This window comes from Streptomyces sp. NBC_00271 (assembly GCF_036178845.1).
GTDB lineage: Bacteria > Actinomycetota > Actinomycetes > Streptomycetales > Streptomycetaceae > Streptomyces.
In genome coordinates, this window is the sequence record NZ_CP108070.1 from 3576174 (window position 1) to 3598698 (window position 22525).

At 72.0% G+C, this 22525-nt stretch carries 23 protein-coding genes; 11 read left to right on the forward strand and 12 right to left on the reverse strand.

Features of this window, described 5'->3' with window-relative positions:
- Positions 1 to 234 precede the first annotated feature (234 nt).
- A complete protein-coding gene (locus tag OG798_RS16705; protein ID WP_328757266.1) occupies positions 235 to 1509 on the forward strand; it encodes an MFS transporter in 1275 nt (424 codons plus the stop codon).
- Between the two features lie 24 nt (positions 1510 to 1533).
- Here OG798_RS16705 and OG798_RS16710 read toward each other — a convergent pair whose 3' ends face one another.
- Together OG798_RS16710 and OG798_RS16715 are read right to left on the reverse strand one after the other, a co-directional pair.
- Complete coding sequence (locus tag OG798_RS16710) at positions 1534 to 1896, reverse strand: cupin domain-containing protein (RefSeq protein ID WP_261686147.1); 363 nt, start codon at positions 1894 to 1896, stop codon at positions 1534 to 1536.
- Between the two features lie 63 nt (positions 1897 to 1959).
- Positions 1960 to 2388 carry a VOC family protein gene (locus OG798_RS16715; RefSeq protein ID WP_328757267.1) on the reverse strand — a complete coding sequence of 143 codons (429 nt, stop codon included), beginning with the start codon at positions 2386 to 2388 and terminating at the stop codon, positions 1960 to 1962.
- Positions 2389 to 2485: 97 nt separating this feature from the next.
- Between OG798_RS16715 and OG798_RS16720 the strand changes: the two genes are divergently transcribed.
- A complete protein-coding gene (locus OG798_RS16720) occupies positions 2486 to 3391 on the forward strand; it encodes a pseudouridine-5'-phosphate glycosidase (protein WP_095855263.1) in 906 nt (301 codons plus the stop codon).
- 92 nt (positions 3392 to 3483) lie between these two features.
- On the forward strand, positions 3484 to 4380 hold the full coding sequence (locus tag OG798_RS16725; protein ID WP_257039693.1) for a carbohydrate kinase family protein: 897 nt from the start codon (positions 3484 to 3486) through the stop codon (positions 4378 to 4380).
- A gap of 5 nt (positions 4381 to 4385) precedes the next feature.
- Here the strand turns inward: OG798_RS16725 and OG798_RS16730 are convergent, their stop codons facing one another.
- On the reverse strand, positions 4386 to 5177 hold the full coding sequence (locus tag OG798_RS16730) for a methyltransferase domain-containing protein (RefSeq protein WP_097226246.1): 792 nt from the start codon (positions 5175 to 5177) through the stop codon (positions 4386 to 4388).
- Between the two features lie 259 nt (positions 5178 to 5436).
- Here OG798_RS16730 and corA point away from each other — a divergent pair, with 259 nt between their 5' ends.
- Entirely contained in the window at positions 5437 to 6564 is a 1128-nt protein-coding gene (corA, locus tag OG798_RS16735; RefSeq protein ID WP_097226245.1) for a magnesium/cobalt transporter CorA, read from the forward strand.
- 85 nt (positions 6565 to 6649) lie between these two features.
- On the opposite strand, the gene OG798_RS16740 is transcribed toward corA, so the two are convergent.
- Complete coding sequence (locus OG798_RS16740) at positions 6650 to 7078, reverse strand: CBS domain-containing protein (RefSeq protein ID WP_095855260.1); 429 nt, start codon at positions 7076 to 7078, stop codon at positions 6650 to 6652.
- A gap of 128 nt (positions 7079 to 7206) precedes the next feature.
- Entirely contained in the window at positions 7207 to 7839 is a 633-nt protein-coding gene (locus OG798_RS16745; RefSeq protein ID WP_121416474.1) for a uridine kinase, read from the reverse strand.
- A gap of 308 nt (positions 7840 to 8147) precedes the next feature.
- Here OG798_RS16745 and OG798_RS16750 point away from each other — a divergent pair, with 308 nt between their 5' ends.
- The 3 genes from OG798_RS16750 (at position 8148) to OG798_RS16760 (ending at position 11214) form a co-directional block, all read left to right on the forward strand.
- Positions 8148 to 8855 (forward strand): DUF2293 domain-containing protein, encoded by a 708-nt coding sequence (locus OG798_RS16750; protein ID WP_328757268.1) that lies wholly within the window; start codon positions 8148 to 8150, stop codon positions 8853 to 8855.
- Between the two features lie 234 nt (positions 8856 to 9089).
- Entirely contained in the window at positions 9090 to 9569 is a 480-nt protein-coding gene (locus OG798_RS16755) for an anthrone oxygenase family protein (protein ID WP_067364057.1), read from the forward strand.
- A 157-nt stretch (positions 9570 to 9726) separates the two neighbouring features.
- A complete protein-coding gene (locus OG798_RS16760; protein WP_095855257.1) occupies positions 9727 to 11214 on the forward strand; it encodes a glutamate synthase subunit beta in 1488 nt (495 codons plus the stop codon).
- Positions 11215 to 11263: 49 nt separating this feature from the next.
- Here the strand turns inward: OG798_RS16760 and OG798_RS16765 are convergent, their stop codons facing one another.
- Positions 11264 to 11746, reverse strand: a complete 483-nt coding sequence (locus OG798_RS16765; protein WP_382126553.1) for a carboxymuconolactone decarboxylase family protein — start codon at positions 11744 to 11746, stop codon at positions 11264 to 11266.
- A 47-nt stretch (positions 11747 to 11793) separates the two neighbouring features.
- Between OG798_RS16765 and pdxR the strand changes: the two genes are divergently transcribed.
- On the forward strand, positions 11794 to 13206 hold the full coding sequence (gene pdxR, locus OG798_RS16770) for a MocR-like pyridoxine biosynthesis transcription factor PdxR (protein WP_328757269.1): 1413 nt from the start codon (positions 11794 to 11796) through the stop codon (positions 13204 to 13206).
- Positions 13207 to 13323: 117 nt separating this feature from the next.
- On the opposite strand, the gene OG798_RS16775 is transcribed toward pdxR, so the two are convergent.
- Positions 13324 to 13602, reverse strand: coding sequence for a DUF397 domain-containing protein (locus tag OG798_RS16775; RefSeq protein ID WP_179436613.1), 279 nt, complete (start codon positions 13600 to 13602; stop codon positions 13324 to 13326).
- The gene (locus OG798_RS16780; protein ID WP_095855254.1) at positions 13603 to 14463 is read right to left on the reverse strand and encodes a helix-turn-helix domain-containing protein; all 861 of its coding nucleotides are present in this window, start codon (positions 14461 to 14463) and stop codon (positions 13603 to 13605) included.
- Positions 14464 to 14743: 280 nt separating this feature from the next.
- Here OG798_RS16780 and OG798_RS16785 point away from each other — a divergent pair, with 280 nt between their 5' ends.
- The 3 genes from OG798_RS16785 (at position 14744) to OG798_RS16795 (ending at position 18033) form a co-directional block, all read left to right on the forward strand.
- Positions 14744 to 15442, forward strand: a complete 699-nt coding sequence (locus tag OG798_RS16785; RefSeq protein WP_267061480.1) for an ATP-binding protein — start codon at positions 14744 to 14746, stop codon at positions 15440 to 15442.
- Positions 15439 to 15885, forward strand: coding sequence for a hypothetical protein (locus tag OG798_RS16790; protein ID WP_095855252.1), 447 nt, complete (start codon positions 15439 to 15441; stop codon positions 15883 to 15885). The genes OG798_RS16785 and OG798_RS16790 overlap by 4 nt, the downstream gene beginning before the upstream one ends.
- Positions 15886 to 16011: 126 nt before the next feature.
- Entirely contained in the window at positions 16012 to 18033 is a 2022-nt protein-coding gene (locus OG798_RS16795) for an ABC transporter ATP-binding protein (protein WP_095855251.1), read from the forward strand.
- 12 nt (positions 18034 to 18045) lie between these two features.
- On the opposite strand, the gene OG798_RS16800 is transcribed toward OG798_RS16795, so the two are convergent.
- The 4 genes from OG798_RS16800 to OG798_RS16815 all read right to left on the reverse strand — a co-directional run bounded on the left by OG798_RS16800 (position 18046) and on the right by OG798_RS16815 (position 22443).
- Entirely contained in the window at positions 18046 to 18219 is a 174-nt protein-coding gene (locus tag OG798_RS16800) for a hypothetical protein (protein WP_095855250.1), read from the reverse strand.
- Positions 18220 to 18406: 187 nt separating this feature from the next.
- The gene (locus OG798_RS16805; RefSeq protein ID WP_328757270.1) at positions 18407 to 19096 is read right to left on the reverse strand and encodes a DUF899 domain-containing protein; all 690 of its coding nucleotides are present in this window, start codon (positions 19094 to 19096) and stop codon (positions 18407 to 18409) included.
- Positions 19097 to 19180: 84 nt separating this feature from the next.
- Positions 19181 to 20353, reverse strand: a complete 1173-nt coding sequence (locus OG798_RS16810; protein WP_328757271.1) for a cytochrome P450 family protein — start codon at positions 20351 to 20353, stop codon at positions 19181 to 19183.
- Between the two features lie 212 nt (positions 20354 to 20565).
- Positions 20566 to 22443 carry an FUSC family protein gene (locus OG798_RS16815; RefSeq protein WP_097226238.1) on the reverse strand — a complete coding sequence of 626 codons (1878 nt, stop codon included), beginning with the start codon at positions 22441 to 22443 and terminating at the stop codon, positions 20566 to 20568.
- Between the last annotated feature and the right edge of the window lie 82 nt (positions 22444 to 22525).

Below are 22525 nucleotides of genomic sequence, written 5' to 3' on the forward strand. Positions count from 1 at the left end.
GGCGGCTGGCGGCTGGCGGCTGGCGGCTGGCGGCTGGCGGCTGGCGGCTGGCGGCTGTGTACGGTACCTGCCGTGCCCGGCGCGGGCTGCCGTTAACTGCCCGTGCCTGCCGTACCTGCCGTACCTGCGGAGCCGACAGCGCTCATCGCTCGCGACACCCCTTGTTCATGTGGGGCGCGGGCTGGAAACTGCGCCGGTGACCCCAGCCGATTCCAGCGCGTCCGAGTGTTCGTCGTGACCTCCGTCGAGCGGCAGCTCGCCGTGCCCGTGGACGCCGCGGAGATACCGGCGCTGCGGCGCCGCATCACCGCCGTACTCATCGCCGGTCAGATCCTCGGCGGGCTCGGCGTCGCCACCGGCATCGCACTCGCCACCGTGCTGGCCAAGCAGGTCAGCGGCACCGAGTCGCTCTCCGGGCTCGCGCCCACCGCGACGGTCACCGGGACGGCGGTGCTCTCCGTGCCGCTGGCCGCGCTGATGACCGCGCGGGGACGCCGCCCGGGCCTGGTGCTGGCCTACCTCATCGGGGCGTCGGGAGCGGGCGTCGTCGTGGTCGCCGCGTGTGTGGGGAGCTTTCCGCTGCTGCTGCTCGGCATGGCGGGCTTCGGCGCGGCCTCGTCGGCGAACCTCCAGGCGCGGTTCGCGGCCGCCGATCTGGCCGAGCCGCAGCGGCGTGCCCGGGCCATCTCGAACGTGGTGTGGGCGACCACGATCGGAGCGGTGCTGGGGCCCAACATCGCCGCGCCCGCCGGACGCAGCGTCTCCGGGCTCGGGATACCCGAGGCGGCGGGGCCGTTCCTCTGGGCGGCCGGGGTCTTCCTCCTGTCCGCACTGCTGGTGGCCGTGCTGCTGCGGCCCGATCCCCTGCTGACCGCCCGGGCGCTGGCACCCGTCGAGGAGCAGTCGGCCCAGGCGCGTTCCATCCGCGCCGGTTTCGCCGCGGTCGCCGCCTCGCCGCGGGCCAGGCTGGCGCTCGTGACAGTGGCCGTCTCGCACACCGCGATGGTCTCGATCATGTCGATGACCCCCGTCGACCTCGGACACCACGGGGCGAGCATCGATCTGATCGGGCTGGTGATCAGTGGCCACATCGCGGGCATGTACGCGTTCTCGCCCCTCATGGGGCGGCTCTCGGACCGGCTCGGGCGGCTCTCGGGGATCGGGCTCGCCGTGGGCCTGCTGGCCTGCGCGGCGCTCCTCGCGGGCACGGCGGGCGGCAGCCACGGACAGATCGCCGCGGGGCTCTTCGTCCTGGGCCTTGGCTGGTCGTCCGGGCTCGTGTCCGGCTCGGCGCTCCTGACGGACTCGGTGCCCCAGGCCGCGCGGGCCGCCGCCCAGGGGGTGTCCGACCTGACCATGAACACGGCGGCCGGCCTCGGTGGGGCGACCGCCGGGCTCGTCGTCGCACAGGCGAGCTACGGGTGGCTGAACCTCCTCGCCGCGTGCCTGCTGGTGCCGCTGGGCGGGATGGCGCTGTTCACGCGGCGCCGAGGCCGAAGCCGCCGGTGAGCCCCGAAATGCCTCAGAGGCTGGTCAGAGGCTGATGTGGTACGCCTTGCGGAGCGTCTCGTGCACGGTCCACGTCGTACGGTCGCCCTCGCGCAGCACGGCCGCGTCGCCCGGGCCCACCTCGATCACGTCACCGCCCTCGACCTCGATCGTGGCGCGGCCACTGACGACGACGAAGAGTTCGTTGGCCTCGGTGTCCGTCACCACGCCGGGCGTGATCTGCCAGATGCCGCGCAGTTGCTTGCCGTCTGCCGACTCCCACAGCACCTTGCCGCTCACCACCGGATCACCGGAGACGATCTGAGCCGGGTCCAGGGGCTCCGGTTCCAGCTCGGCGTCGGGGATGTGCACGGCGAAGGACGGGGTGGCCTGTGTGTTCGCGGTCATGAGCGGTCACCTTAAGGGCATGCGAGAAAGCCTCACGCGGAGGGTGGTCCGAAGACCCGGAACCTAGTCGTAGTGGCGTGCCTCGAACACGTTTCCGTCCGGGTCCTGGAAGTAAAAGCTGCGCTTGGCCATGCCACGAGCGCCGAAGGAGTCGTACGAGAACCCCGAGAGGGGGACGGACCGTTCCTCCAGACGTGCGTGCAGCGCGTCGAAATCGGCTTCCTGGAGGGACAGGCATACGTGGTTGACCGGGTGCCCCGCGCTGTCCCCGGCGCCCGGGATCATGTTCATGTACGCGGCCATGGGGAGGGCCATGAGGTCGAGAATGGTCTCTTCATTGAGGCGCACGGAGGGAAACGGCGCCTTCCCCTCCGCGTATTCGGCGACCCTCACGGGTGCCAGGCCGACCGTCTTCTCGTAGAAGTCGGCCGAGGCGACCGGATCGCGCACCCACAGGACGACATGGTCAAGACGTGCCGAGTTGTCCGTCATGCCCCCAGGCTGGTGTCGTACGCCGCAGGTCGCAAGGGTTTGACCGGGCGCGCCGCCCGCCAGAGATGAGGAAAGGCGACAGACAGGAGGCAGGCACGTGATCGTGGTGTCCGAAGAGGTGCGGGAGGCGCTCGACGCGCGCCGGCCGGTGGTGGCCCTGGAGTCGACGATCATCGCGCACGGACTGCCCCGCCCGCGCAATCTGCAGGTCGCGCTGGAGTTGGAGGACGTCGTACGGCAGGAGGGCGCCGTGCCGGCGACGATCGCCGTGCTGGACGGGCGGCCCCACGTCGGACTGGACAAGGAGCAGCTGGAGCGGGTCGCCAACGAGGACGGGATCCGCAAGCTGGGGCACCGCGATCTGCCGCTCGCGGTGGCGGCGGGCGCGAGCGGCGCGACGACCGTGTCCGCGACGGCGCTGCTGGCCGCTCTCGCGGGCATCCGCGTGTTCGCGACGGGCGGCCTCGGCGGGGTGCACCGGGAATGGACGGTGACGCAGGACGAGTCGGCCGACCTGGGCCTGCTGGCGCGGACCCGGATCACGGTGGTGTGCGCGGGCGTCAAGTCGATCCTGGACGTGCCGGCGACGCTGCAGCGCCTGGAGACACTGGGCGTCGCGGTGGCCGGGTACGGCACCGGTCGCTTCCCCGGCTTCTATCTGTCCGACTCGGGACATCCCGTGGACTGGACGCTGGACTCCCCCGGGCAGGTGGCGGACGTCATGCGCGCCCAGGACGCGCTGGACGGACCGGAATCGGCGCTCATCGTGGCGAACCCGGTCCCCGAGGAGGAGCAGCTCGATCCCGCGCTCCACGCGCGCGTGCTCGCCGAGGCGTTGCGGGCGTGCGAGGCGGAGGGCGTGAGCGGGCAGGCCGTGACGCCGTTCCTGCTCGACCATCTGGTGCGGCACACCGACGGCGCGTCGCTGAGCGCCAATCTGGCGGCGGTGCGCGGCAACGTACGGCTCGCGGGACGGATCGCGGCGGCCTGGGCCGGGGCGTGAACGAGCCGGATCGCGACGGCGGACCGGCCCGGGGCGCGAACCGGGCGGACCCAGACGGTGCCGGGCGAGCAGCGCCCCCGGCGCCGGGGGCGCTGCTCGTCGTCGGTGACGTGGTCACGGACATCGTCGCCCGGCACCATGGGCCGCTCGCGGCGGGCACCGACACGGCCGCCGCGATCCGGACCCTGCCGGGCGGGGCCGGCGCCAATGTCGCGTGCTGGGCGGCGCATTGGGGCTGCGCCGAGGTACGGCTGCTGGGCCGGGTGGGGGCGGATGCCGCCGCTTGGCACGAGCGCGAGCTGGTGGCCTGCGGCGTACGCCCGCTCCTCGTCGTCGATCCGCAGGCGCCGACGGGGACGGTGATCTGCCTGGTGGACCAGGGCGCCTCGGCCGAGCGGACGTTCCTCACCGACAGCGGGGCCTCCCTGCGGCTCGACCCCGACGACTGGTCGCCCGCGCTGCTCGACGGTGTCGCGCGGCTGCATCTGTCGGGCTATCTGTTCTTCTCCGAGCCGAGCCGGGCGCTGGTGTCGGTGGCTCTGGAGTCGGCACGCGCGCGTGGGGTACCGGTCAGCCTGGACCCCGCGTCGGCGGGGTTCCTCACGGAACTGGGCGCGGACCGTTTCCTCGCGCTCGCCGAGGGCGTCGACCTGCTACTGCCCAGTCGCGACGAGGCGTTCCTGCTGACGGGACTGCCCGACCCGGCGGACGCGGCGGCCAAGTTGAGCCGCCACGTCCCCCTGGTCGTCGCGAAGCAGGGCCCCGGCGGGGCCCTGGTGGCCCGCTCGGGCGCCGTACGGGCCCACGTCCCTGCGGTGCCCGCGGACCCTCGCGACACGACGGGCGCCGGCGACGCGTTCACCGGGGCGTTCCTCGCCGCCCTTCTCGCGGGCGCCGAGCCCGAGGCGGCGGCGGTGGAGGGGTGCAGGGCGGGGGCGATGGCGGTGGAGCGGGTCGGGGGCAGGCCCGAGGGGGCGCGGGTCCGGTAGTGGCGCTACTTGCGTCCCCAGGCCGAGATCATCGGCGCGGTCGCCAGGTCCATCGAGCCGGAGGCCACGTTGGCCAGGTGACGGTCGATGTCCTCGTTGGTGGCGATTCCCGCGGTGACGAGCTGGCCGCGGATCTGACGGACCGTCGCGGACTCGAGGTCGGCGCAGGCGGTCGAGGTGACGGGGAAGTACGCGTCGGCCTCCACCTCGCGCAGTCCCGCTTCCCGCAGCAGGCGAGGGAGTTTGCGGCCGTAGGAGAGGTCGGCGCCGCGCTCGGCGAGCAGCTTGCGGAAGCCCTGCCTCAGCCGGTTCGCGAGCTGTTGCTCGGGGCCGTGCTCATCGGGGCAGAGCAGCGGTTGCAGCGCGGGGTCGGCGTCCTCGACGAGGAGCCGCCCGCCGGGCCGCAGCGCCTTGACCATCGACCGCAACGCCCGCTCCCGGTCCGGCACATGGACCAGCACGAGCCGTGCGTGCACGAGGTCGAAGCCCTCCCCCGGCGGTTCCTCGGCGCCCACGTCGTGCACCCGGATCTCGACCGGCGGGCGGGCCGCGGAGTCCGCCCACGACGTGTCGATGTCGGTCGCGACGACCCGCCCGGTCGGGCCGACCTTCTTGGCGAGCCAGGACGCCACGGACGTGCCACCCGCGCCGACCTCCCAGCAGCGCCAGCCGGACCCGATGCCGAAGCGCTCGATGTGCCGGAAGGTGGTGGGGTCGAAGAGAGTGGCGAAGGCGTCGAAGCGCTGCCCCGCCTCGGTCTGCCGGTTGTCGAGGAGATAGCCGTCGGTTTGCGTCATACAGCGATCATCCCAGTTGACCCGCTTGTCCGGAATCGCCGACGCTCCCGTTCTCCCCATCCGTGCGTCACCGCGGGCATCGCACGCCTCTGACGCTCGGACAACAACCCTGCCGGTCTGGTCCGATGTCGCCCGGCACCACCGAAACGAAGCGGAACATTCCGTTCCCACAGGCTTTCCCGGCGAGCGAAAGGGGCTGGCAGACTTGCACGCCAGGGCGCGAAGTGCGGCGCGGGGAGATCCACGCAAGGAGTTCCGGATGTCCATGGCAGGGAATCTGCGGAAGGTCACGAGCCTCGGCAAGGTCGGTGGGCTCCGCAAGGTGGCGCGGCTGGCCCGGCGGCGTACCCGTGTCGACCTGAGTCACCACGCCCGGTCCCCGCTGGGCACGGCGGTGGTGAACTGCGTGGCGTATCAGGACGGCGCAAGGGTCCCGGGCGGACGCGATCTCGTCGAGACCGTGGAGCGGATCCGCAAGAGCGACGAGGGTTTCGTCTGGCTCGGACTGCACGAGCCCACGGACCAGGAGTTCGCCGGCATCGCCGATCTCTTCGACCTGCACCCGCTGGCAGTAGAGGACGCGGTGGAGGCCCATCAGCGGCCGAAGCTGGAGCGGTACGGCGACACACTCTTCGCGGTGTTCAAAACGGTCTGCTACGTCGAGCACAAGGAGCTGACGGCGACCAGCGAGGTGGTGAACACCGGCGAGATCATGGTCTTCGTCGGGTCCGACTTCGTCATCACCGTGCGGCACGGACGGCACGGATCGCTGGGGCCCCTGCGCGAGGAGCTGGAGGCGGACGCCCGTCAGCTCGCCAAGGGCCCGGCCGCGGTGCTGCACGCGATCGCGGACCATGTGGTCGACGACTACGTGCATGTCACGGACTCGGTCCAGGAGGACATCGACCAGGTCGAGGCCGATGTGTTCGCCGAAAACGGCGCGCGGGCGGACGCGGGCCGCATCTACCAGCTCAAGCGCGAACTCCTGGAGCTGAAGCGGGCGGTGGTGCCACTCGCCCGCCCCGTCCAGGAGCTCGCCACCCGGCCGATACGGGTGATCGCCCCGGAGATACAGGCGTACTTCCGGGACGTGTCCGACCATCTGCTGCGGGTCACCGAGCAGATCGCCGCCTTCGACGAACTGCTCAACTCGATCCTGCAGGCGCACCTCGCGCAGGTGACGGTGGCGCAGAACGAGGACATGCGGAAGATCACGGCATGGGCGGCGGTCATCGCCGTACCGACGATGGTCTGCGGGCTCTACGGCATGAACTTCGACCACATGCCCGAACTGCACTGGCGGTTCGGTTACCCCATAGTCATCGGCGTGATCACCCTCGCCTGCCTCGTCCTGTACCGGGGGTTCCGGCGCAACGGCTGGCTGTGAGAGTGGTGAGCCGCCCCTCGCCCGGCACGGCCGGCCGGGCGGGAGTGCGCGCTCATGACCCTCCCGGTCGGGAGAGTGCGCGCGGTCAGCGCAACGCGCTCCTCGCGTAGACGCTCTCGACCCACGCGGCGAGCTGCTCGTCCGTCAGATGTTGGGCCAGGTCGGCCTCGCTGATCATGCCGACGAGTCGTTTGTTCTCGATCACGGGAAGCCGGCGGATCTGGTGCCCCTTCATCTCCTGGAGCACCTCGCCGACGTCGGCGCCCGACTCGATCCAGCGCGGGGTGCCCTGGGCCATCTCGCCCGCGGTGACCTGGGCCGGGTCGTGGCCCATGGCCACACAACCGACGACGATGTCGCGGTCGGTGAGGATGCCGCAGAGCCGTTCGTTCTCGTCACTGATGGGCAGCGCGCCCACGTTGAGCTCACGCATCAGCTGGGCTGCGCGGTCCAGGGTCTCGTGAGCGGGGATCCACTGGGCACCACGGTGCATGATGTCTCCGGCGGTGGTCATGAAGTACCTCCCGGTGCCGGACGGCCGGCGCGGCGCGGAACACACCGCTAGTCCCGGCGCCCTACATTCTCGCCGTGTCCCCAGACACGCGCACCCGGAAGTCCGGGATGGGCTTTCGTGGCCGCCGCTCAGCCGTTCCAGGCGGGGTGGCGTGGATCGTCGGCGCGGACCAGGACGTCGGCCGTGGCGCCCGGGTCCACATCCGCCTCGTAGCGCTCGAAGGCGGGCAGGGTCCAGTGCTCGGGTTCCGGGGTGCGGCGGCGAAGGGCGCCCGGGGAGAGGAGGACGTGCACGCTCAGGTCGAACGGGAACCAGTGCCGAAGCAGGAAGGGGCCGTGGAGCAACAGCACCCCGCCGGGCGGGAGCTGGACATAGGGGCTGCGGGTGGCGCGGTCGGTGGCCGGGTCCCAGAGGTCGGGCAGGACGCGGCCGTCGCCGCCGGGGTCGAGCGGGCCGAAGACCTCGCGCCACAGGGCGCCGGTGTCGACCCAGCCGTTGTAGTACGCCTCGGCGTCCTCGTGACCGTATTCGAGCCGGAGCGACGCGGGGCGCAGGAAGCCCTCCGTGCCGACGACGAGCGAGGACCGGCCGCGGATGCGCAGCGCCTCACTGACGCGGTGGGCGAGGTCACCGGGGTGGGCGGCGGGGGCTCCGTCGAAGGCGATCCGCGGCCACGGACTGCCGTCGTCCGGTTTCAGGTCGAGCAGGCGCTCGGCGAGGAGGTCGCCGAGCCGTTCCCAGGTGATCGCTTCGAGTCGCACAGGCCCATGATGCCGCGATCACGCGTCGCTCTCGTGGGCGCGGCGGACGGCGCGGGCGGACAGCGAGGGCGGCCGGAGGCTGCGCGCGGCTCCGGGCGTGGACCGCGACCGGGGAGGGATGTGTCAAGGCGGGCGGGAGGCGCCATGTCGAGAAAGGGGGCCGCGGGCCGGAGGCGGCCGCGTCGGCCAAGGGGCGGGGCCGAGGACAAGGCGGGGATCGAGGAGGGCGCGGAAGTCGAATGGGGGGCGGTATCGAGAAGGGGGCACATCGCGTAGGGAGCCGCCCCGGCCAGGGGAATGAACGACGTATGGCACCGATCGCAACTCCCCCGCCCCCTGGCGGACTTCTCGTCATCCAGCCGCTCAAGAAGCGCCGCTGTGTCGAGTGCCGGAGGGGGCCGTTGGCGCTGCTGGTGCTGGAGGAGGGAGAGTCACGCTGTCTGGACTGCGCGGACCTGGGACACCTGGTGTTCCTGCCGCGGGGCGACACCGCGCTGACGCGCCGGTCGCGGGAGGGCAGCGCGCTGTCGGCGGTGGTGGTGCGCTTCAACCGGCGGCGGAGCCGGTACGAGCGGCAGGGCGTCCTCGTCGAGGAGGCGGCGCTCGCCCGGGCCGAGGAGCGGTGCCTGGCGGACGCGGAGGCGCGACGGCGGCGCCGGGCACGGGACGCGCGGCGGCGGGAGGCGGAGGATCTGCGGTTCACGGAGGCGTTCGCGCGGGAGATACGCGGGCTGTTTCCCGGCTGTCCCGCCGACCGGGCGCATGCGATCGCCGCGCACGCCTCGGTGCGCGGGAGCGGGCGGGTGGGGCGCAGTGCCGCGGGCCGTGCGCTGTCCGAGGCCGCCGTGACGGCTGCGGTCCGTGCCGCCGTACGGCACACGGACACTCCGTACGACCAGTTGCTGATGAGTGGCGTGCCACGGCACGAGGCGCGTCGGCGGATCGCGGCCACGGTGGAGGCGCGGCTTGAGGAGTGGCTGGAGGGGTGGCAGGACGAGCTCGTGTCACGCGCGTGACGGCGTGCACCCGGCGACGGCGCGCCACCCGCGAAGGCGCGCCACCCGGCGAAGACGTGCGACCCGGTTCTGGACGCTCGCGCATGCCTCCGCGCCCCTCGGCCATGGTCACCGTGACAGTAAGGGATTTCACTTGTGGTGACGGTGGGTGCCGTGCAGGATCTCAGAATCTCAGGATCTTGAACTTCGGCTTCGGCTGCGGCTTCGGCCTCGGGGAGCTACGCGGGGGTTGTCATGATCGATGGACCGTATTTCGTGCTGACCGTGCTGGGGGTGCTCGGCTGCGGGCTGGTGGCCGGGGTGTTCTGCGGGTTCTCCACGTTCGTGATGCGGGGGCTCGCCGAGCTGCCGCCCGCGCAGGGCGTGGCGGCGATGAACGCGATCAACGTGGCGGCGGTGCGCCCGGCGTTCATGCTCGTGTTCATCGGGTCGGCGGGGCTGTGTGCCGTGCTCGCCGTGGTCACCTTCGTGCTGCTGCCCGACGAGGGGACGGTGGAGCTGTTGCTGGGCAGTGCGCTGTATCTGTTCGGGACGTTCGGGGTGACGGTCGTCGCGAACGTCCCGCGCAACGACGCGCTGCTGAAGCTGGCCCCGGGTACGCCGGAGGCCGCCGTCTACTGGCGTTCGTATGTGCGCGAGTGGACGATGTGGAACCACGTTCGCGCGGTCGCGTCGGCCGCCGCGGCGGTCTCGTACACGCTGGCCCTCACCTGAGGCCGGCGCCGCCCGCGACGGGGGCCCGCAGCTGAGCGGCAGGGCACTCGGAGGGGACGTATCGTGGCGGGAAAGGAGTGCCGCCCAGGGCCGTGGGCCGAAGGCGTTCGATGGCCGCGCGGCCCCGTACCGGTACGCGTACGTGAGGGAGACGGCCATGGCCGATCCCAAGGGATTCATGACCACTCCGCGCGAGGAGTATCCCCGTCGGCCCGTCGAGGAACGGGTGCGGGACTGGAACGAGGTGTACGTCCCCGGTGCGCTGCTGCCGATCATCAGCAGGCAGGCCGACCGCTGTATGGACTGCGGCATCCCGTTCTGCCACGACGCCTGCCCGCTGGGCAATCTGATTCCCGAGTGGAACGACCTCGTCTCGCGCGAGGACTGGCGGGCGGCGAGCGACCGGTTGCACGCGACGAACAACTTTCCCGAGTTCACCGGCCGACTGTGCCCCGCGCCCTGCGAGGCGGGCTGTGTTCTCGCGATCAACCAGCCCGCGGTGACCATCAAGAACGTCGAGGTCGCCATCGCCGACCGCGCCTGGGCGGACGGTTTCACGCAACCGCGTCCACCGGACCGGCTCTCGGGCCGTACGGTCGCGGTGATCGGGTCGGGGCCCGCCGGGCTCGCCGCGGCGCAGCAGCTGACCCGGGCCGGGCACACCGTCGCCGTGTACGAGCGGGCCGACCGGATCGGTGGGCTGCTGCGGTACGGGATCCCCGCGTTCAAGATGGAGAAGCGGCATCTGGACCGGCGGCTGGAGCAGATGCGGGCGGAGGGCACGAAGTTCCGGACGTCCACGGCGATCGGCCGGGACCTCGGGGCGGCCGAGCTGCGGGCGCGCTACGACGCCGTCGTGCTCGCGGTGGGCGCCACGGCCTGGCGCGAACTGGATGTTCCTGGGCGGGAGTTGGCCGGCATCCATCAGGCGATGGAGTATCTGCCGTTGGCCGACCGGGTGTGCGAGGGGGATCTGGAGGTCTCGCCCTTGTCCGCGGCCGGGAAGCACGTCGTCATCGTCGGTGGCGGTGACACGGGCGCCGACTGTCTGGGGACCGCCGTGCGGGAGGGCGCCGCGTCCGTGACCCAGCTCGACATCTATCCGCAGCCGGAGGCCGAGCGCGACGAGGACGTCGAGCCGTGGCCTACATACCCGAAGATCTACCGGCTCTCGGCCGCGCACGAGGAGGCCCGCGACCTGGAGACGGCGCCCGCCGCGGACGCGGACGCGCGCCTCTTCGCGGCGTCCACGCTCCACTTCACCGGGGACGCGGACGGGCATGTGCGCTCCCTGCACCTGGTCGAGGTCGACGAGCGGCGCCGCCCGGTCCCGGGCTCCGGGCGGACCCTCCCAGCCGACCTCGTGCTGCTCGCTCTCGGCTTCTCGGGGCCCGACCGGCACGACGGGCTGATCGACCAGCTCGGCCTGGCCCTCGACCCGCGCGGCACGATCACCCGCGACACCGACTTCGCGACCAACGTCCCCAAGGTGTACGTCGCCGGGGACGCGGCCCGCGGGCAGTCGCTCATCGTGTGGGCCATCGCCGAGGGGCGGTCGGTGGCGGCCGCCGTGGACCGCGCGCTGGCCGGGACCTCGCAGCTGCCGGCGCCGATCGGACCGTACGACCGCCCCATGACCGCGTAGGGTTCCGCCGGTCGGTGCGGGAGACCCCGGGCTCGCGGTGGCGTGCGGGTCAGCGGCGTTCGTCCGTGCCCGCCACCTTCGCCGTGGCCAGCGCGACCCGGTTCCAGGTGTTGATCGTGAGGATGAGGGCCAGGACGTGGGCCAGTTCCTGGTCGTCGAAGTGGGCGGCTGCCTCCGCGTAGACGTCGTCGGGCACGCCCGCGTCGGCGACGCGTGTGACCGCCTCCGTGAGGGCGAGGGCCGCGCGCTCCTTCTCGGTGAAGAAGTGCCGGGCCTCGCGCCACACCGGGACCATGTGCAGACGGTCCTCGCTCTCGCCGGCCTTGCGGGCGTCGTTGGTGTGCATGTGGAGGCAGTACGCGCAGTGGTTGAGGTGGGAGGCGCGGATCTGGATCAGTTCGACGAGGGCCGGGTCGAGCCCGTCGCGGGCCGCCGCGTCGAAACCGACGAGGGAGCGGAAGACCTTCGGGGCGGACTTCGCGAAGTCGAGGCGAGCGGAAACGGTGTTCGTCGTGTGCGTGTTCGTCGTCATGACCATGAATCTACGGACTGGAAAGACCGGCTGTAGGGTGCATTTCCATGGCGGAATCATGGGTCAATTCTGCGGAGCGGATCGGCGCCGACCTGCATCTGGAGCTGTCCGGGCCGGGCGGACGGCGGGCCGCGCTGATCCGGGCGCTGCGCGAGGCCGTACGCGAGGGCAGGCTCGCCCCGGGCACCCGGCTGCCGCCGTACCGCTCGCTCGCCGCCGACCTGGGCGTGGCCCGCAACACGGTCGCCGACGCGTACGCCGAACTCGTCGCCGAGGGCTGGCTGACCGCCCGGCAGGGGTCGGGCACCCGCGTCGCCGAGCGCGCCGAACAGCTGGGGGCTCCGGAGCGGGTACCGAAAAAGGCACCACCACGCGCGCGTGGACCCCGACACGATCTGCGGCAGGGGACGCCTGACGCCTCGTCGTTCCCGCGTGCCGCCTGGCTCGCCTCGTACCGGCGGGCGCTCCAGCAGGCGCCCAACGCGGCCTTCGGGCCCGGCGATCCCGAGGGCCGCGTGGAACTGCGCGAGGCCCTCGCCGAGTACCTGGCACGCGCGCGTGGCGTGCGCACCGAGCCGGGGCGGATCGTGATCTGCTCGGGCTTCGCGCACGCCCTGCGGCTGCTCTTCCCGGGCGTGTTGCGCGGGCCGCTGGCGGTCGAGTCGTACGGACTCGGCTTCCACCGCGAGCTGCTGGCCGCCGCGTCGGTTCGGACCGTGCCACTGCCGCTGGACGAGGACGGCGCCCAGGTGGGCGAGTTGAGCCGGGAGCGGGCGGTCCTGCTCACGCCCGCGCACCAGTTCCCGACCGGTGGCCCGCTGCACCCGGAGCGGCGGGCCGCCGTCGTCGACTGGGCACGCGCGCGTGGCGGCGTGATTCTGGAGGACGACTACGACGGCGAGTTCCGCTACGACCGCAAGCCGGTCGGCGCCGTGCAGGGACTGGACCCCGAACGGGTCGTCCACATCGGCTCGGTGAGCAAGAGTCTGTCGCCCGCGCTGCGGCTCGGCTGGATGGTCCTTCCGCGCCGGTACGTCGACGCCGTGCTCGCCGTCAAGGGCGAACGGGAGGCGTGGGCGAGCGTCCTGGAGCAGCTGACGCTCGCGGACTTCCTCGCCTCCGGGTCGTACGACCGTCATGTCCGCCGGATGCGGCAGCGGTACCGCGGTCGGCGTGACCGGCTCGTCGCGGCCCTCGCGGAGCGGGCGCCGCACATCGAGGTGACGGGGATCGCGGCCGGGCTGCACGCGGTGCTGCGGCTGCCGCCCGGGACCGAGCCGTCGGCCGTCAAGGCCGCGACCTGGCAGGGTGTCGCGCTCGACGGGCTCGCCGGGTTCCGGCATCCGGAGGCGACGATGTCCGCGCCGGACGGGCTGGTGGTGGGTTACGCGACGCCCTCGGAACACGCGTACGGGGCGGCGTTGGAGGCGTTGTGCGGGGCGCTGCCGCCGGGTCCTTGAACACCTCTTGGCCGACGCCCCGCCAGGTAATGCGTTTGTTGTCGTGGTCCTACGGTCTTCTACCGCTGCAAGTAATCAATTCAGCACCAATTTATTCAGCACCAATTTCAAGAGAGTTCAGGAAAGAAGGAAGTCCGCCACCCCCTCCTTGGCACCTTGGATGAACGCGGTCATCTCGCCGGGTGTGTAGATCAGCGCGGGCCCGTCCGGGTCCGCCGACTGTCGGACGGCGATACGCCCGTCCGCGAGCTTCATCGCCTCCAGACAGTTGCCGCCGTTGCCGCCGCTCCACGGCTTGTGCCAGCCCTCGCTGCCCAGTTCACGGGCGGGCATCCCGTTGTAGATCCGCTCGTTGCAGATCCGCTCATTGCGCATCCGCTGTTTGATGTTGTCCATTCACCACTCCTTGCGGAAATCCCGGAGGATCTCCTTCGTGCGATGTGCCGTGGCGGCCTGAGCCGCCATGCGGTCCATGACCTCGAGATGGGTCGCCACCTCGGAACGCTCGTCCAGATAGACGGCGCCGGTCAGGTACTCGCTGTAGACCATGTCCGGGAGTTCCGGCATGGCAAAGCGAAAGAGCACGAAGGGCCCGTACGTGCCGGGGTGCGGCCCCGTGTCGAACGGGACGACCTGGAGCGTCACGTTGGGCAGCTTCGTGGCCTCGATCAGCTTGTCGATCTGGGCGCGCATCACCTCGGGACCGCCGACGGGGCGGCGCAGGGCCGTCTCGTCCATCACGGCCCAGATCCGGGGTGCGCCGTCACGAGTGAGCAGATTCTGGCGTTGCATGCGCAGCGCCACATGGCGCTCGATGTCCTCGGGTCTGGTCTGGCCGATGGCGCCCGACTTCATGACCCCTCGGGCGTACTCCTCGGTCTGCAGGATTCCGGGCACGAAGTGGGGTTCGTACGAACGGATGAGGGTGGCCGCACCCTCCAGGCTGACGTACATCGAGAACCAGCCCGGCAGGATGTCGTGGAAGCGCTGCCACCAGCCGGGCCGGTTGGCCTCCTCGGCCAGTTGGACGAAGGCCTCGGCCTCCTCGTCCGACACCCCGTACGACTTCAGCAGGAGCTGGAGGTACGGGATTTTGAGGGCGACTTCGGCCATCTCCATCCGGCGGACCGTGGCGGGCGCGACCCGCAGGATGCGCGCCGCCTCCTCACGCTTGAGGCCCGCGCGTTCTCGCAGGTCCAGCAGGCGCCGGCCGAGGACGACCTGGCCGACCGTCGGCGCGGACCGCGGTTCACTCACGTCCCACCTCCACTGAGTCCCGAACAGACGCCGTTCCGACGGTCGGATGCCGTGGTGAACGGTCGGGCGCCGCTCTGAACGCTGCTGAACAGGTACTGCGTCCTGACAGACCGGACGGCGCCGTTCGGGGTCCGCTTCGTCTTCTTCGACTTCTTCGACGATCCCAACTGGCGCCGCTCGGCGTGCTGTTGCCAGCAGTGTGCCACGGCCCTTCTCAGAGTCACACGGCACTCTGCAATTTTCAGAGTGACACTTGCCAAGTGTTCACGGCGGGGAGATAGTGGCAAGCGTGATTCCGTCCGCGCCCTTAGGAACAGACGCCGCCGAGGACCGCTCCGGTCTGCGTGCCACCGCAGGGGTGCGCCCCGACGCCGCCGCCGCGCGCCGGTTCCGCTTCGAGCTGGCCGCACACCCGGGTTCCGTGGCTCACGCCCGGCACCTGACGCGCGCCCGGCTCTCCGGCTGGGCCGTGTCCGACGACACCTGTGACACGGCGGTCCTGGTCGTCTCCGAGCTGGTCACCAACGCCATCGTGCACAGCGCGAGCGCGCGGGTGGTGTGCGAACTGCACGACAGGGACGACCTGGTGCGGATAGCCGTACGTGACGAGGGATGCGCTCCTGACGAGCCGCACCCCTCGCCGCAGCGTCCCGAGGAGGAACACGGCAGGGGGCTGCTGCTCGTCGCGGCCGTGTGCCGGTCCTGGGGCGCCCAGGACACCGCGCCGGGGCTGCTGGTCTGGGCGGATCTCCCGCGTTCCCCGGCGGCCGACGCCACGGGTGCCGGGGCGGCCCGCTCCGACCTCGGATGGGGCGCGAGGAAGCCACCGGCCGACGGCCGGGGCACCGGGACGGAAGGGTCCTGGGGAACGGAAGCCTCCTGGCGGTCCGAGGCGTCCTGGCGGAGGGAATCCTCCTGGGGCAAGCGGACCATGGGGATCCCCCCGATCGAGCGAAGCCGGGATCGGGGCAGGCTGTGACGAGTACGTCGGCGACAGGACCCGGTGCTCAGGTCCTGAGCCTGGACACGCTGGTCCGCCTGAAGCGCGAGCAGACGGTGTCCAGGACGCTGCGACGTCTCCCCGTGCCCGAGGGCATGACGGTACCGCTGGGCTGCGACGCGGTCGCGGTGCCCGCCCGGTTCGGGCCCCTGCTGATGACCCGGCTGCCCCGGGTGGGCTGTGTGTACGCCGACGGGGCGCACTGGTGGTGGCTCGTGCCCTCCGAGTCCGATGTGGCCCTGGACTGGCCCGCGCCCGCCCACTACGCCGCCGGGGCGGTCGTACCGGACACCCCGCACGCCCCCGGCCTCATCCACAAGCCGGCCGGCACCCTTCCGTACACCCCGCCGATCCCCCTCTATCTGGCCCTGTGCCGCGTCACCGGTACGACACCCGTCTGGTCGCGTCCGATCAGCGCGTGATCCTCCCGTAAGGGGGCTGGCGGGTGTGTCCGAAGTGCGCCGGTCGCCACCCGTACTCCGCCATCACCACGAGTGGAGTGCCTTGTTCCTGGGGAGGGCACCGTTCATCCGTTCCCGGGGAGGCCGATGGTGGGGATATCCACAGGGAAAGCGCGCAAGAAGAAACGCGACGACGACAAACCGGCGCCGTCCGCCTCCGAACACCTGCTCTTCGGCGGCCCCTTGCGCTACGACATGGGCTGGTCGCAACACTCCGACGCGTTCCTCGAGTTGAACTTCCGCGCGATGGTGACGCGGCTGCCGTCCCTGCTCGCGTCGAGTTTCCGGCTCGCCTGGACCGCGGACCGCCGCGCCGCCCGGATCGTGGTGTCCGCCGAACTGGCCCGGGGCGCGGCGCAGGCGGTGAGTCTGCTGGCCGTCAACATCGTGCTGGGCCGGCTGATGACGAGCGGCTCCGTCGGGGACCGGCTGCACGGCGCGGTCCCGGCGCTGGTCACGGTCGCCGCCGTCATGCTGCTCGGCGCGCTGCTGCGGGCGGCCTCGACGTATGCCACCGGGCGCCTGGAACCCAAGGTGGAACGCGTCGCCACCGAGCTGTACCTGGAGCGGGCCGCGGCCGTCGAACTGTCCGCGATCGAGGACGACGCCTTCCACAAGCTGCTGGACACCGCGCAGTACGGTGCCTCCTCGGCCCGCCGCATGATCGCGATCGCCACCCGCGTGGTGAACGCGATGATCTCGCTCATCGCGGCCGCGGGCGTGCTGACCGTGCTGCATCCGGCCCTGCTGCCGCTGCTCGTGACGATGACCCTGCCGAGTGCCTGGAGTTCCCTGACGATCGCCCGGCGCCGCTACGAGTCCTTCCACACCTGGGTGCAGCACGCCCGTGCCGGGCACCTGATCAGCAGTCTGCTCACCGAGCCCGCCGCGGCCCCGGAGATCCGCGTGCACGGCGTCGGCCCGTTCCTGCTGCGTCACTTCCGCTCGATGTCGGAGACCGCCGAGGCGGAACAGGCCCGCCTGGCCCGCCTGTCCGCCCGCACCGGCCTGGTCGCGGCGGGCTGGACGGGCATCGCCACCGTGGCGACGTACGCGACGCTCGGCGGACTGCTGCTCGCCGGTGCGATGGCACTCTCCGTCGCCGGTACGGCCGTGATCGCGATCCGTACCGGCTCCGCGAGCCTCGACACGCTCGTCCTGGAGGTCAACTCCCTCCATGAGGAAGCCCTGTTCGTGGGCGATCTGCAGCGCCTGTACGTGGAGGCGGCCGAGCGCGCGATCCCGGTGGGCGGCGAGCCGCTCCCCGACGATCCGAGCGAGATCCGCTTCGAGAACGTCACGTTCACCTATCCGGGCGCCTCGACCCGACCGGCGCTCGCGGACGTCACCCTGCGTCTGCCGCTCGGCAAGATCGTGGCGCTCGTCGGTGAGAACGGCTCGGGCAAGACGACCCTGGTGAAGCTGCTCGCGGGCCTGTACGCGCCCGAGCGGGGCCGGATCCTGTGGGACGGCGTCGACGCGGCGACGGCGGACCGGCAGCAACTCGCCGAACGTATCGCGATGGTGGCGCAGGACTTCAAACGCTGGCCGTTCACGGCCCGCGTCAACGTGGCGGTCGGCCGCGCCTCGGCGCCGCTGACGGACGAGCGTGTCACCTCGTCGGTGGCGGAGGCCGGGGCCGAGGACGTGGTCGCCGACCTGCCTCGCGGCCTGGACACGCTGCTCGCCCGCGGGTTCAGCGGTGGGCACGAGCTGTCGGGCGGGCAGTGGCAGCGGCTGGGCATCGCACGGGCCGCGTACCGCCGTGGTCGCATCCTGATCGTGGACGAGCCGACCGCGGCGCTCGACGCCCGGGCCGAGCTGGAGGTCTTCGACAAGATCAGGGCCCTGGCGGGCAGTGGCCAGACGGTCGTCCTCATCACCCACCGGCTGGCCTCGGTCCGCCACGCCGATCTGGTGCATGTCCTCGAACAGGGCCGCCTGGTGGAGTCCGGCAGTCCGGACGAACTGCTGGCGAAGGGCGGTGTCTACGCCGAGCTGTACTCCTTGCAGGCCGAGCAGTTCACGACGAAGGTGCCGACGAAGATTCCTACCGATGCGCCCACGAAAGTGCCTGCTCCGAAAGTGCCCGCTCCAAAGGTGGGCTGACCTCGGCCGGCCTCACTCGACGAGTTCCCCGGCACGCACGATCACCAGGAACGCGTCCGAGGCGAGGTCCATGACGACCTCGGCGGCCTGCCCCTGCAGGCGGCACGCCTGCGCGAACTCCTCGGCGGGCCACGAACCGCGCGGCCCTCCGGCGGGAAAGCGCTCCAGCACCATTCGCCCGTTCACCCTGCACCTCCATGTAGCGCCGTACTCATGACGCGTACTCATAGAGTTAAACGCCAAAGGCGGGGTGAAGGGCTCGGTCAGTGACGGTACTGAGACATAGTCAACACTCGTTCACTACTCTGCTGTGAGGGAACTCTCGGCCTGTGGGCGTTTCATTTCGTGAGTTTTCCTTTCTCGTACTTTCCTGTCATTCCTCGTACTCATCGTGGTACCGGATCCGCTCGCTGCCCGCCGGCGCCCCCAGTGCCGAGGCGCGTCCCCGGGGCACCTCCCACTCCTCCTGCCTGCCGAGTGCCGTGAGATCCAGCAGGGTCGTCGTCGAGCCGAGCCCGTCGAGGCCGCGCTCGTACGTCGAGTAGGTGTGGAAGACCCGGTCGCGGTCCCGCAGGAAGCAGCTCACGCCCGGCCGCTCGTAGGGCTCGTCGTCGACCTCGACGGACACCTTGAAGTCGTCGTTGAAGTCGCTGTCGTACGACGAGTACCAGGGCACCGTCCAGCCCATACGGGCCTTGAAGGGCAGGATCTTCGTGTACGGCGCCCGGGACACGGCGGCGAACTCCGTGTCCCGGGCACGCAGATGGGCGAGGTGGCCGATCTGGTCGAGGAAGGCCGAGCAGCTGCGGCAGCCCTCGTCCCACTCCGGCGCGAACATGAAGTGGTAGACGACGAGTTGGTGGCGCCCCTCGAAGAGGTCGAGCAGGGCCGCCTTGCCGTCACCGCCCTCGAACACGTACTCCTTGTCGATCTCGACCATCGGCAGGCCGCGCCGCTCCGCGTTGAGCGCGTCCCGCGCGCGGGTCGCCGCCTTCTCCTTGACCAGTAGTTCCGCGCGCGCGGCGCGCCACTCCTCGCTCGAGACGATCTGCGGAAGCGTCATGTGCCCCTCCTACGAAACGGTGCCTTCGCAGTGGTGACCGGGCGCGGGAGCGGAACTCATCGGCGGAGCGGAGTATTTCTGGATTCAGTACGTCACCGGGAGCGCGAGCAGGCCGCGGGCGCGCAGGGAGGGCCGCCACCGCAGCTCGGCGGGGTCGGCGTCGAGCGCGAGGTCCGGAAGGCGTTCCAGGAGTGCGGAGACGGCGATCTCCGTCTCCAGGCGGGCCAGCGGCGCGCCCACGCAATAGTGGATACCCCGGCCGAGGGCGAGATGGCCGGAGGCGTCCCGGCCGAGGTCGAGGCGCTCGGGGTCCGGGAAGCGGGCCGGGTCCCGGTTGGCCGCGGCCAGGGACAGCAGGACGGTCTCGCCCGCGGGGACGGTGACCGCGCCGATCGTCACGTCCTCCACCGGGAAGCGCCGGATGGCGAGCAGCGCGGGCCCTTCGTGGCGCGCGAACTCCTCGACCGCGTTCGGAAATCGCTCCGGGTTCGCGCGCAGGGCGGCCAGCTGGTCGGGGTGGGTGAGCAGTCCCAGGATGGCGTTGCCGATGAGCTGCACGGTGTTCTCGTAGCCCGCGAAGAGGATGAGGAAGGCGAGCGACATCAGCTCGTCCTCGGTGAGCCGGTCGCCCTCGTCGCGCACCGCGATCAGGTCGCAGAGCAGGTCGTCCGCCGGCTTCTTCCGTTTGTCCGCGAGGAGTTGGGTGAGGAACCCGAGCATGGCCGCGACCGCCTCCTTGGCGGCCCCGGGGCGCGTCGGGTCCGGCGCGACGAGCACGTCGGTCCAGGCCCGGAAGTCCCGGCGGTACTCCCCCGGAATGCCCAGCAGGTCGCAGATGACGGTGATGGGCAGGGGCGCGGCGTACGCGGTCATCAGGTCGGCGCTGCCGTGCGGACCGAGCACGTCGAGGAGCCGGTCGGCGGTTTCCCGTACGGGAGTGCGCAGTTGCTCGATGCGGCGTGATGTGAAGGCGCGGACCACCAGGCGCCGGATGCGGGTGTGGTCGGGCGCCTCCATGTTCAGGAGGTTGGCGTCGAGGGCGGGCGGCAGCGACAGCCCCTGGTAACTGCCGGGCAGCGCGTGCTTCTTGTCCATCGACAGCAGCGGGTTCGCGAGCGCCTCGCGGACGTCCTCGTAGCGGGTGACGAGCCAGGCGGGGTTGCCGTCGGTACCGGCGACGCGGTGCACGGGCGCGATGTCGCGCAGGCGGTCGTAGACCGCGTACGGGTGGTCGATGAGGCCTTCTGCGGGGTCCATGTCCTCCAGCCTAGGCAGCGTGGATCAGGTGTCGTACTCCTGAATCCGCCTCCCGTGGCCCCGGTCGACGAGCACGGTGCTCGTCGTGCACGAGCGCGGTGCATCCGGTGATGAGGAGGTCGGCGGGGCCGCTCGCGGAGGGGGTGGTGGCGGAGGGGGCCGGGACGGACGGCGTGATGGCGTCACCGTACGACGGGTCGGGCTCCCGGTGCTCAGCCCGCGAGCGGAACGGGGAGCGCCTGCCCCTCCTTCACCACCAGCCCCGCGCGTTCCCGCCCCTCGGCCAGTTCGTCGAGGAGTGCGGTGATGCGTTCAGTGTGCTGGGGGGTGAGCCGTCCGGTGTCGTCGAGCTGCACGGCGCACGCGGTCGTGGTGTCGACGAGGCGTTCGAGGGTGGCCGCGACCTCGTCCGTTCCCTCGGCGTGCCGGGCCAGCGCGGGGAGTTCGGCGGCGGCGAGGTCGATCGAGGCGCGGGCCTCGGCGAGCGCGCGGTAGGCCTCACGGCGCAGGGTCCAGCGGCCGGCCCGGTCGTCGGTCGTGCCGTCGTCCAGCACGTGGGCGAGGTAGACGTGCGCGGCCTCGGCGGCGTGGGTGAGACGGGCCCGTACCCCTCCCCCGCGCTGCCCGAGCGCCGGCAGATGCCCGACGAGCAGCACGATCGCGCAGGCCAGCAGCGTTTCACCGATCCGGCTCCAGGAGGCCCCCGGCTCCCCGCCCACCATGACGAGGGAGAGCACGAGCACGGTGACGACGGCGGTCTGCGCCGCGAAGTGCCGGGTGGCGACGGGGATCAGGGCGCCGCACAGCGCCACCAGGGCGACCAGCCCGGCGGGGCGCGGGAGGAGCGCCGCGAACCCGGCGAAGAGGACGGCGCCGAGCACGGTCCCCGCCGCCCGGCAGATCACGCGTGAGGCGAGCGGTCCGAGGTCGGGCTTGACCAGGAAGACGGCGGTCGCGGGGAGCCAGTACCAGTGGGAGTGGCTGCCGTACCAGCGGGCGTGGTGCAGGGCCTGTGCCACGGCCACACTGGCGCCGAAGCAGAGGGCGACCCGGAGCCCGTACTCGCGTCCTGCGGAACCCAGGACCGTGCGGGCGAGGGACGTGGCAGTACGGCGCCGCGAGTGCAGCGCGGTGTCGTCGCCACCCCTGTCGAAGGTGTCGGCCGCGTGCAGGAGTGCGTCGTCGAGGGCGCGCAGGGCGGGCGCGGAGCGGCTGGGCGCGGGCAGCGGCCCGGTGTGCGTGCTGGTCCGTACGGCGACGGCGAGTCGTCGCGGCCCTTCGACGGCCCGTGCGGGCACCGCCTCGCCCGCCCAGGCGAGCGCGGTGGCGGCCTCGGCGAGCGGGAGCGCGGCGGCGTACTGCGCGTGCAGCCGCCGCTCGGCCGCGGAACTGGCGTACGGCCGCAGCCGGGGCCCGCCGAGCGCGTCCTGGGCGTGGTCGAGCGCGGCGGTGAGGGCGACCCGGCGACCGGGCGCGTCCGGCCCCCCGACCGCTTCGAGCAGCGCGGCGACGGCGTCGTACACACCCCCGACGGCGTCCCGCTCCCCGTCGAAGCGATAGTCGCCCGCGGTGGCCCCGGGTGTGGGCAGCGCGAGCCGCAGCACGAGCAGCCATCCGGCCCCGCCGACGAAGAAGAGCGCACGCTGCCAGCCGGGCTCGGGCAGCGGCATCCCGGCCCCGATGGCGGCGGCGACGAGCAGTTGTGTACCCGCTCCGCTCGCGACGGGCCCGACGGCGCTGACCGCTCCAGCGAGCAGCCCGAGCACGGTGAGGAGAAGGGTGAGCGTCACCGCGCCGACGTGCTGTCCCGCGTACGACCCCACGAGCAGCCCACCGGCTCCCGCGAGCGCCGGTACGCCGAGCCGCCTGACCGCGGCCCTACGGCTGCCCGGCCGGTCGTTGATCCCGGCGAGCATGGCCCCGAGGGCGGCGACGACACCGACGGACGTACGCCCGCTCAGCACCGCCACGAGCAGCAGCGGTCCGGCGGCCAGGGCGCCCCGCACGACCGCGCTCCAGGGCACGGGGCCGCGCTGTGCGCGCAGGGCGTGGGCGAGCCAGGGCGGTACGGCGGCGCTGAGGCGGGACACGGGACTCCTGTCGGGCGAGGGCGGGGGCGCCTTCGGGCGACGTCGGCCGGGCGGTGTACTGCCTACGGTAGATCGCGTTGCT

What these genes read in the sequence shown, in the direction of transcription:
- OG798_RS16710 (WP_261686147.1), bottom strand. Translation starts at nt 1,896, where the DNA reads ATGACCGCGAACACACAGGCCACCCCGTCCTTCGCCGTGCACATCCCC.
- OG798_RS16715 (WP_328757267.1), bottom strand. Translation starts at nt 2,388, where the DNA reads ATGACGGACAACTCGGCACGTCTTGACCATGTCGTCCTGTGGGTGCGC.
- OG798_RS16730 (WP_097226246.1), bottom strand. Translation starts at nt 5,177, where the DNA reads ATGACGCAAACCGACGGCTATCTCCTCGACAACCGGCAGACCGAGGCG.
- corA (WP_097226245.1), top strand. Translation starts at nt 5,437, where the DNA reads ATGTCCATGGCAGGGAATCTGCGGAAGGTCACGAGCCTCGGCAAGGTC.
- OG798_RS16740 (WP_095855260.1), bottom strand. Translation starts at nt 7,078, where the DNA reads ATGACCACCGCCGGAGACATCATGCACCGTGGTGCCCAGTGGATCCCC.
- OG798_RS16750 (WP_328757268.1), top strand. Translation starts at nt 8,148, where the DNA reads ATGGCACCGATCGCAACTCCCCCGCCCCCTGGCGGACTTCTCGTCATC.
- OG798_RS16755 (WP_067364057.1), top strand. Translation starts at nt 9,090, where the DNA reads ATGATCGATGGACCGTATTTCGTGCTGACCGTGCTGGGGGTGCTCGGC.
- OG798_RS16760 (WP_095855257.1), top strand. Translation starts at nt 9,727, where the DNA reads ATGGCCGATCCCAAGGGATTCATGACCACTCCGCGCGAGGAGTATCCC.
- OG798_RS16765 (WP_382126553.1), bottom strand. Translation starts at nt 11,746, where the DNA reads ATGACGACGAACACGCACACGACGAACACCGTTTCCGCTCGCCTCGAC.
- pdxR (WP_328757269.1), top strand. Translation starts at nt 11,794, where the DNA reads ATGGCGGAATCATGGGTCAATTCTGCGGAGCGGATCGGCGCCGACCTG.
- OG798_RS16775 (WP_179436613.1), bottom strand. Translation starts at nt 13,602, where the DNA reads ATGGACAACATCAAACAGCGGATGCGCAATGAGCGGATCTGCAACGAG.
- OG798_RS16795 (WP_095855251.1), top strand. Translation starts at nt 16,012, where the DNA reads ATGGTGGGGATATCCACAGGGAAAGCGCGCAAGAAGAAACGCGACGAC.
- OG798_RS16805 (WP_328757270.1), bottom strand. Translation starts at nt 19,096, where the DNA reads ATGACGCTTCCGCAGATCGTCTCGAGCGAGGAGTGGCGCGCCGCGCGC.
- OG798_RS16810 (WP_328757271.1), bottom strand. Translation starts at nt 20,353, where the DNA reads ATGGACCCCGCAGAAGGCCTCATCGACCACCCGTACGCGGTCTACGAC.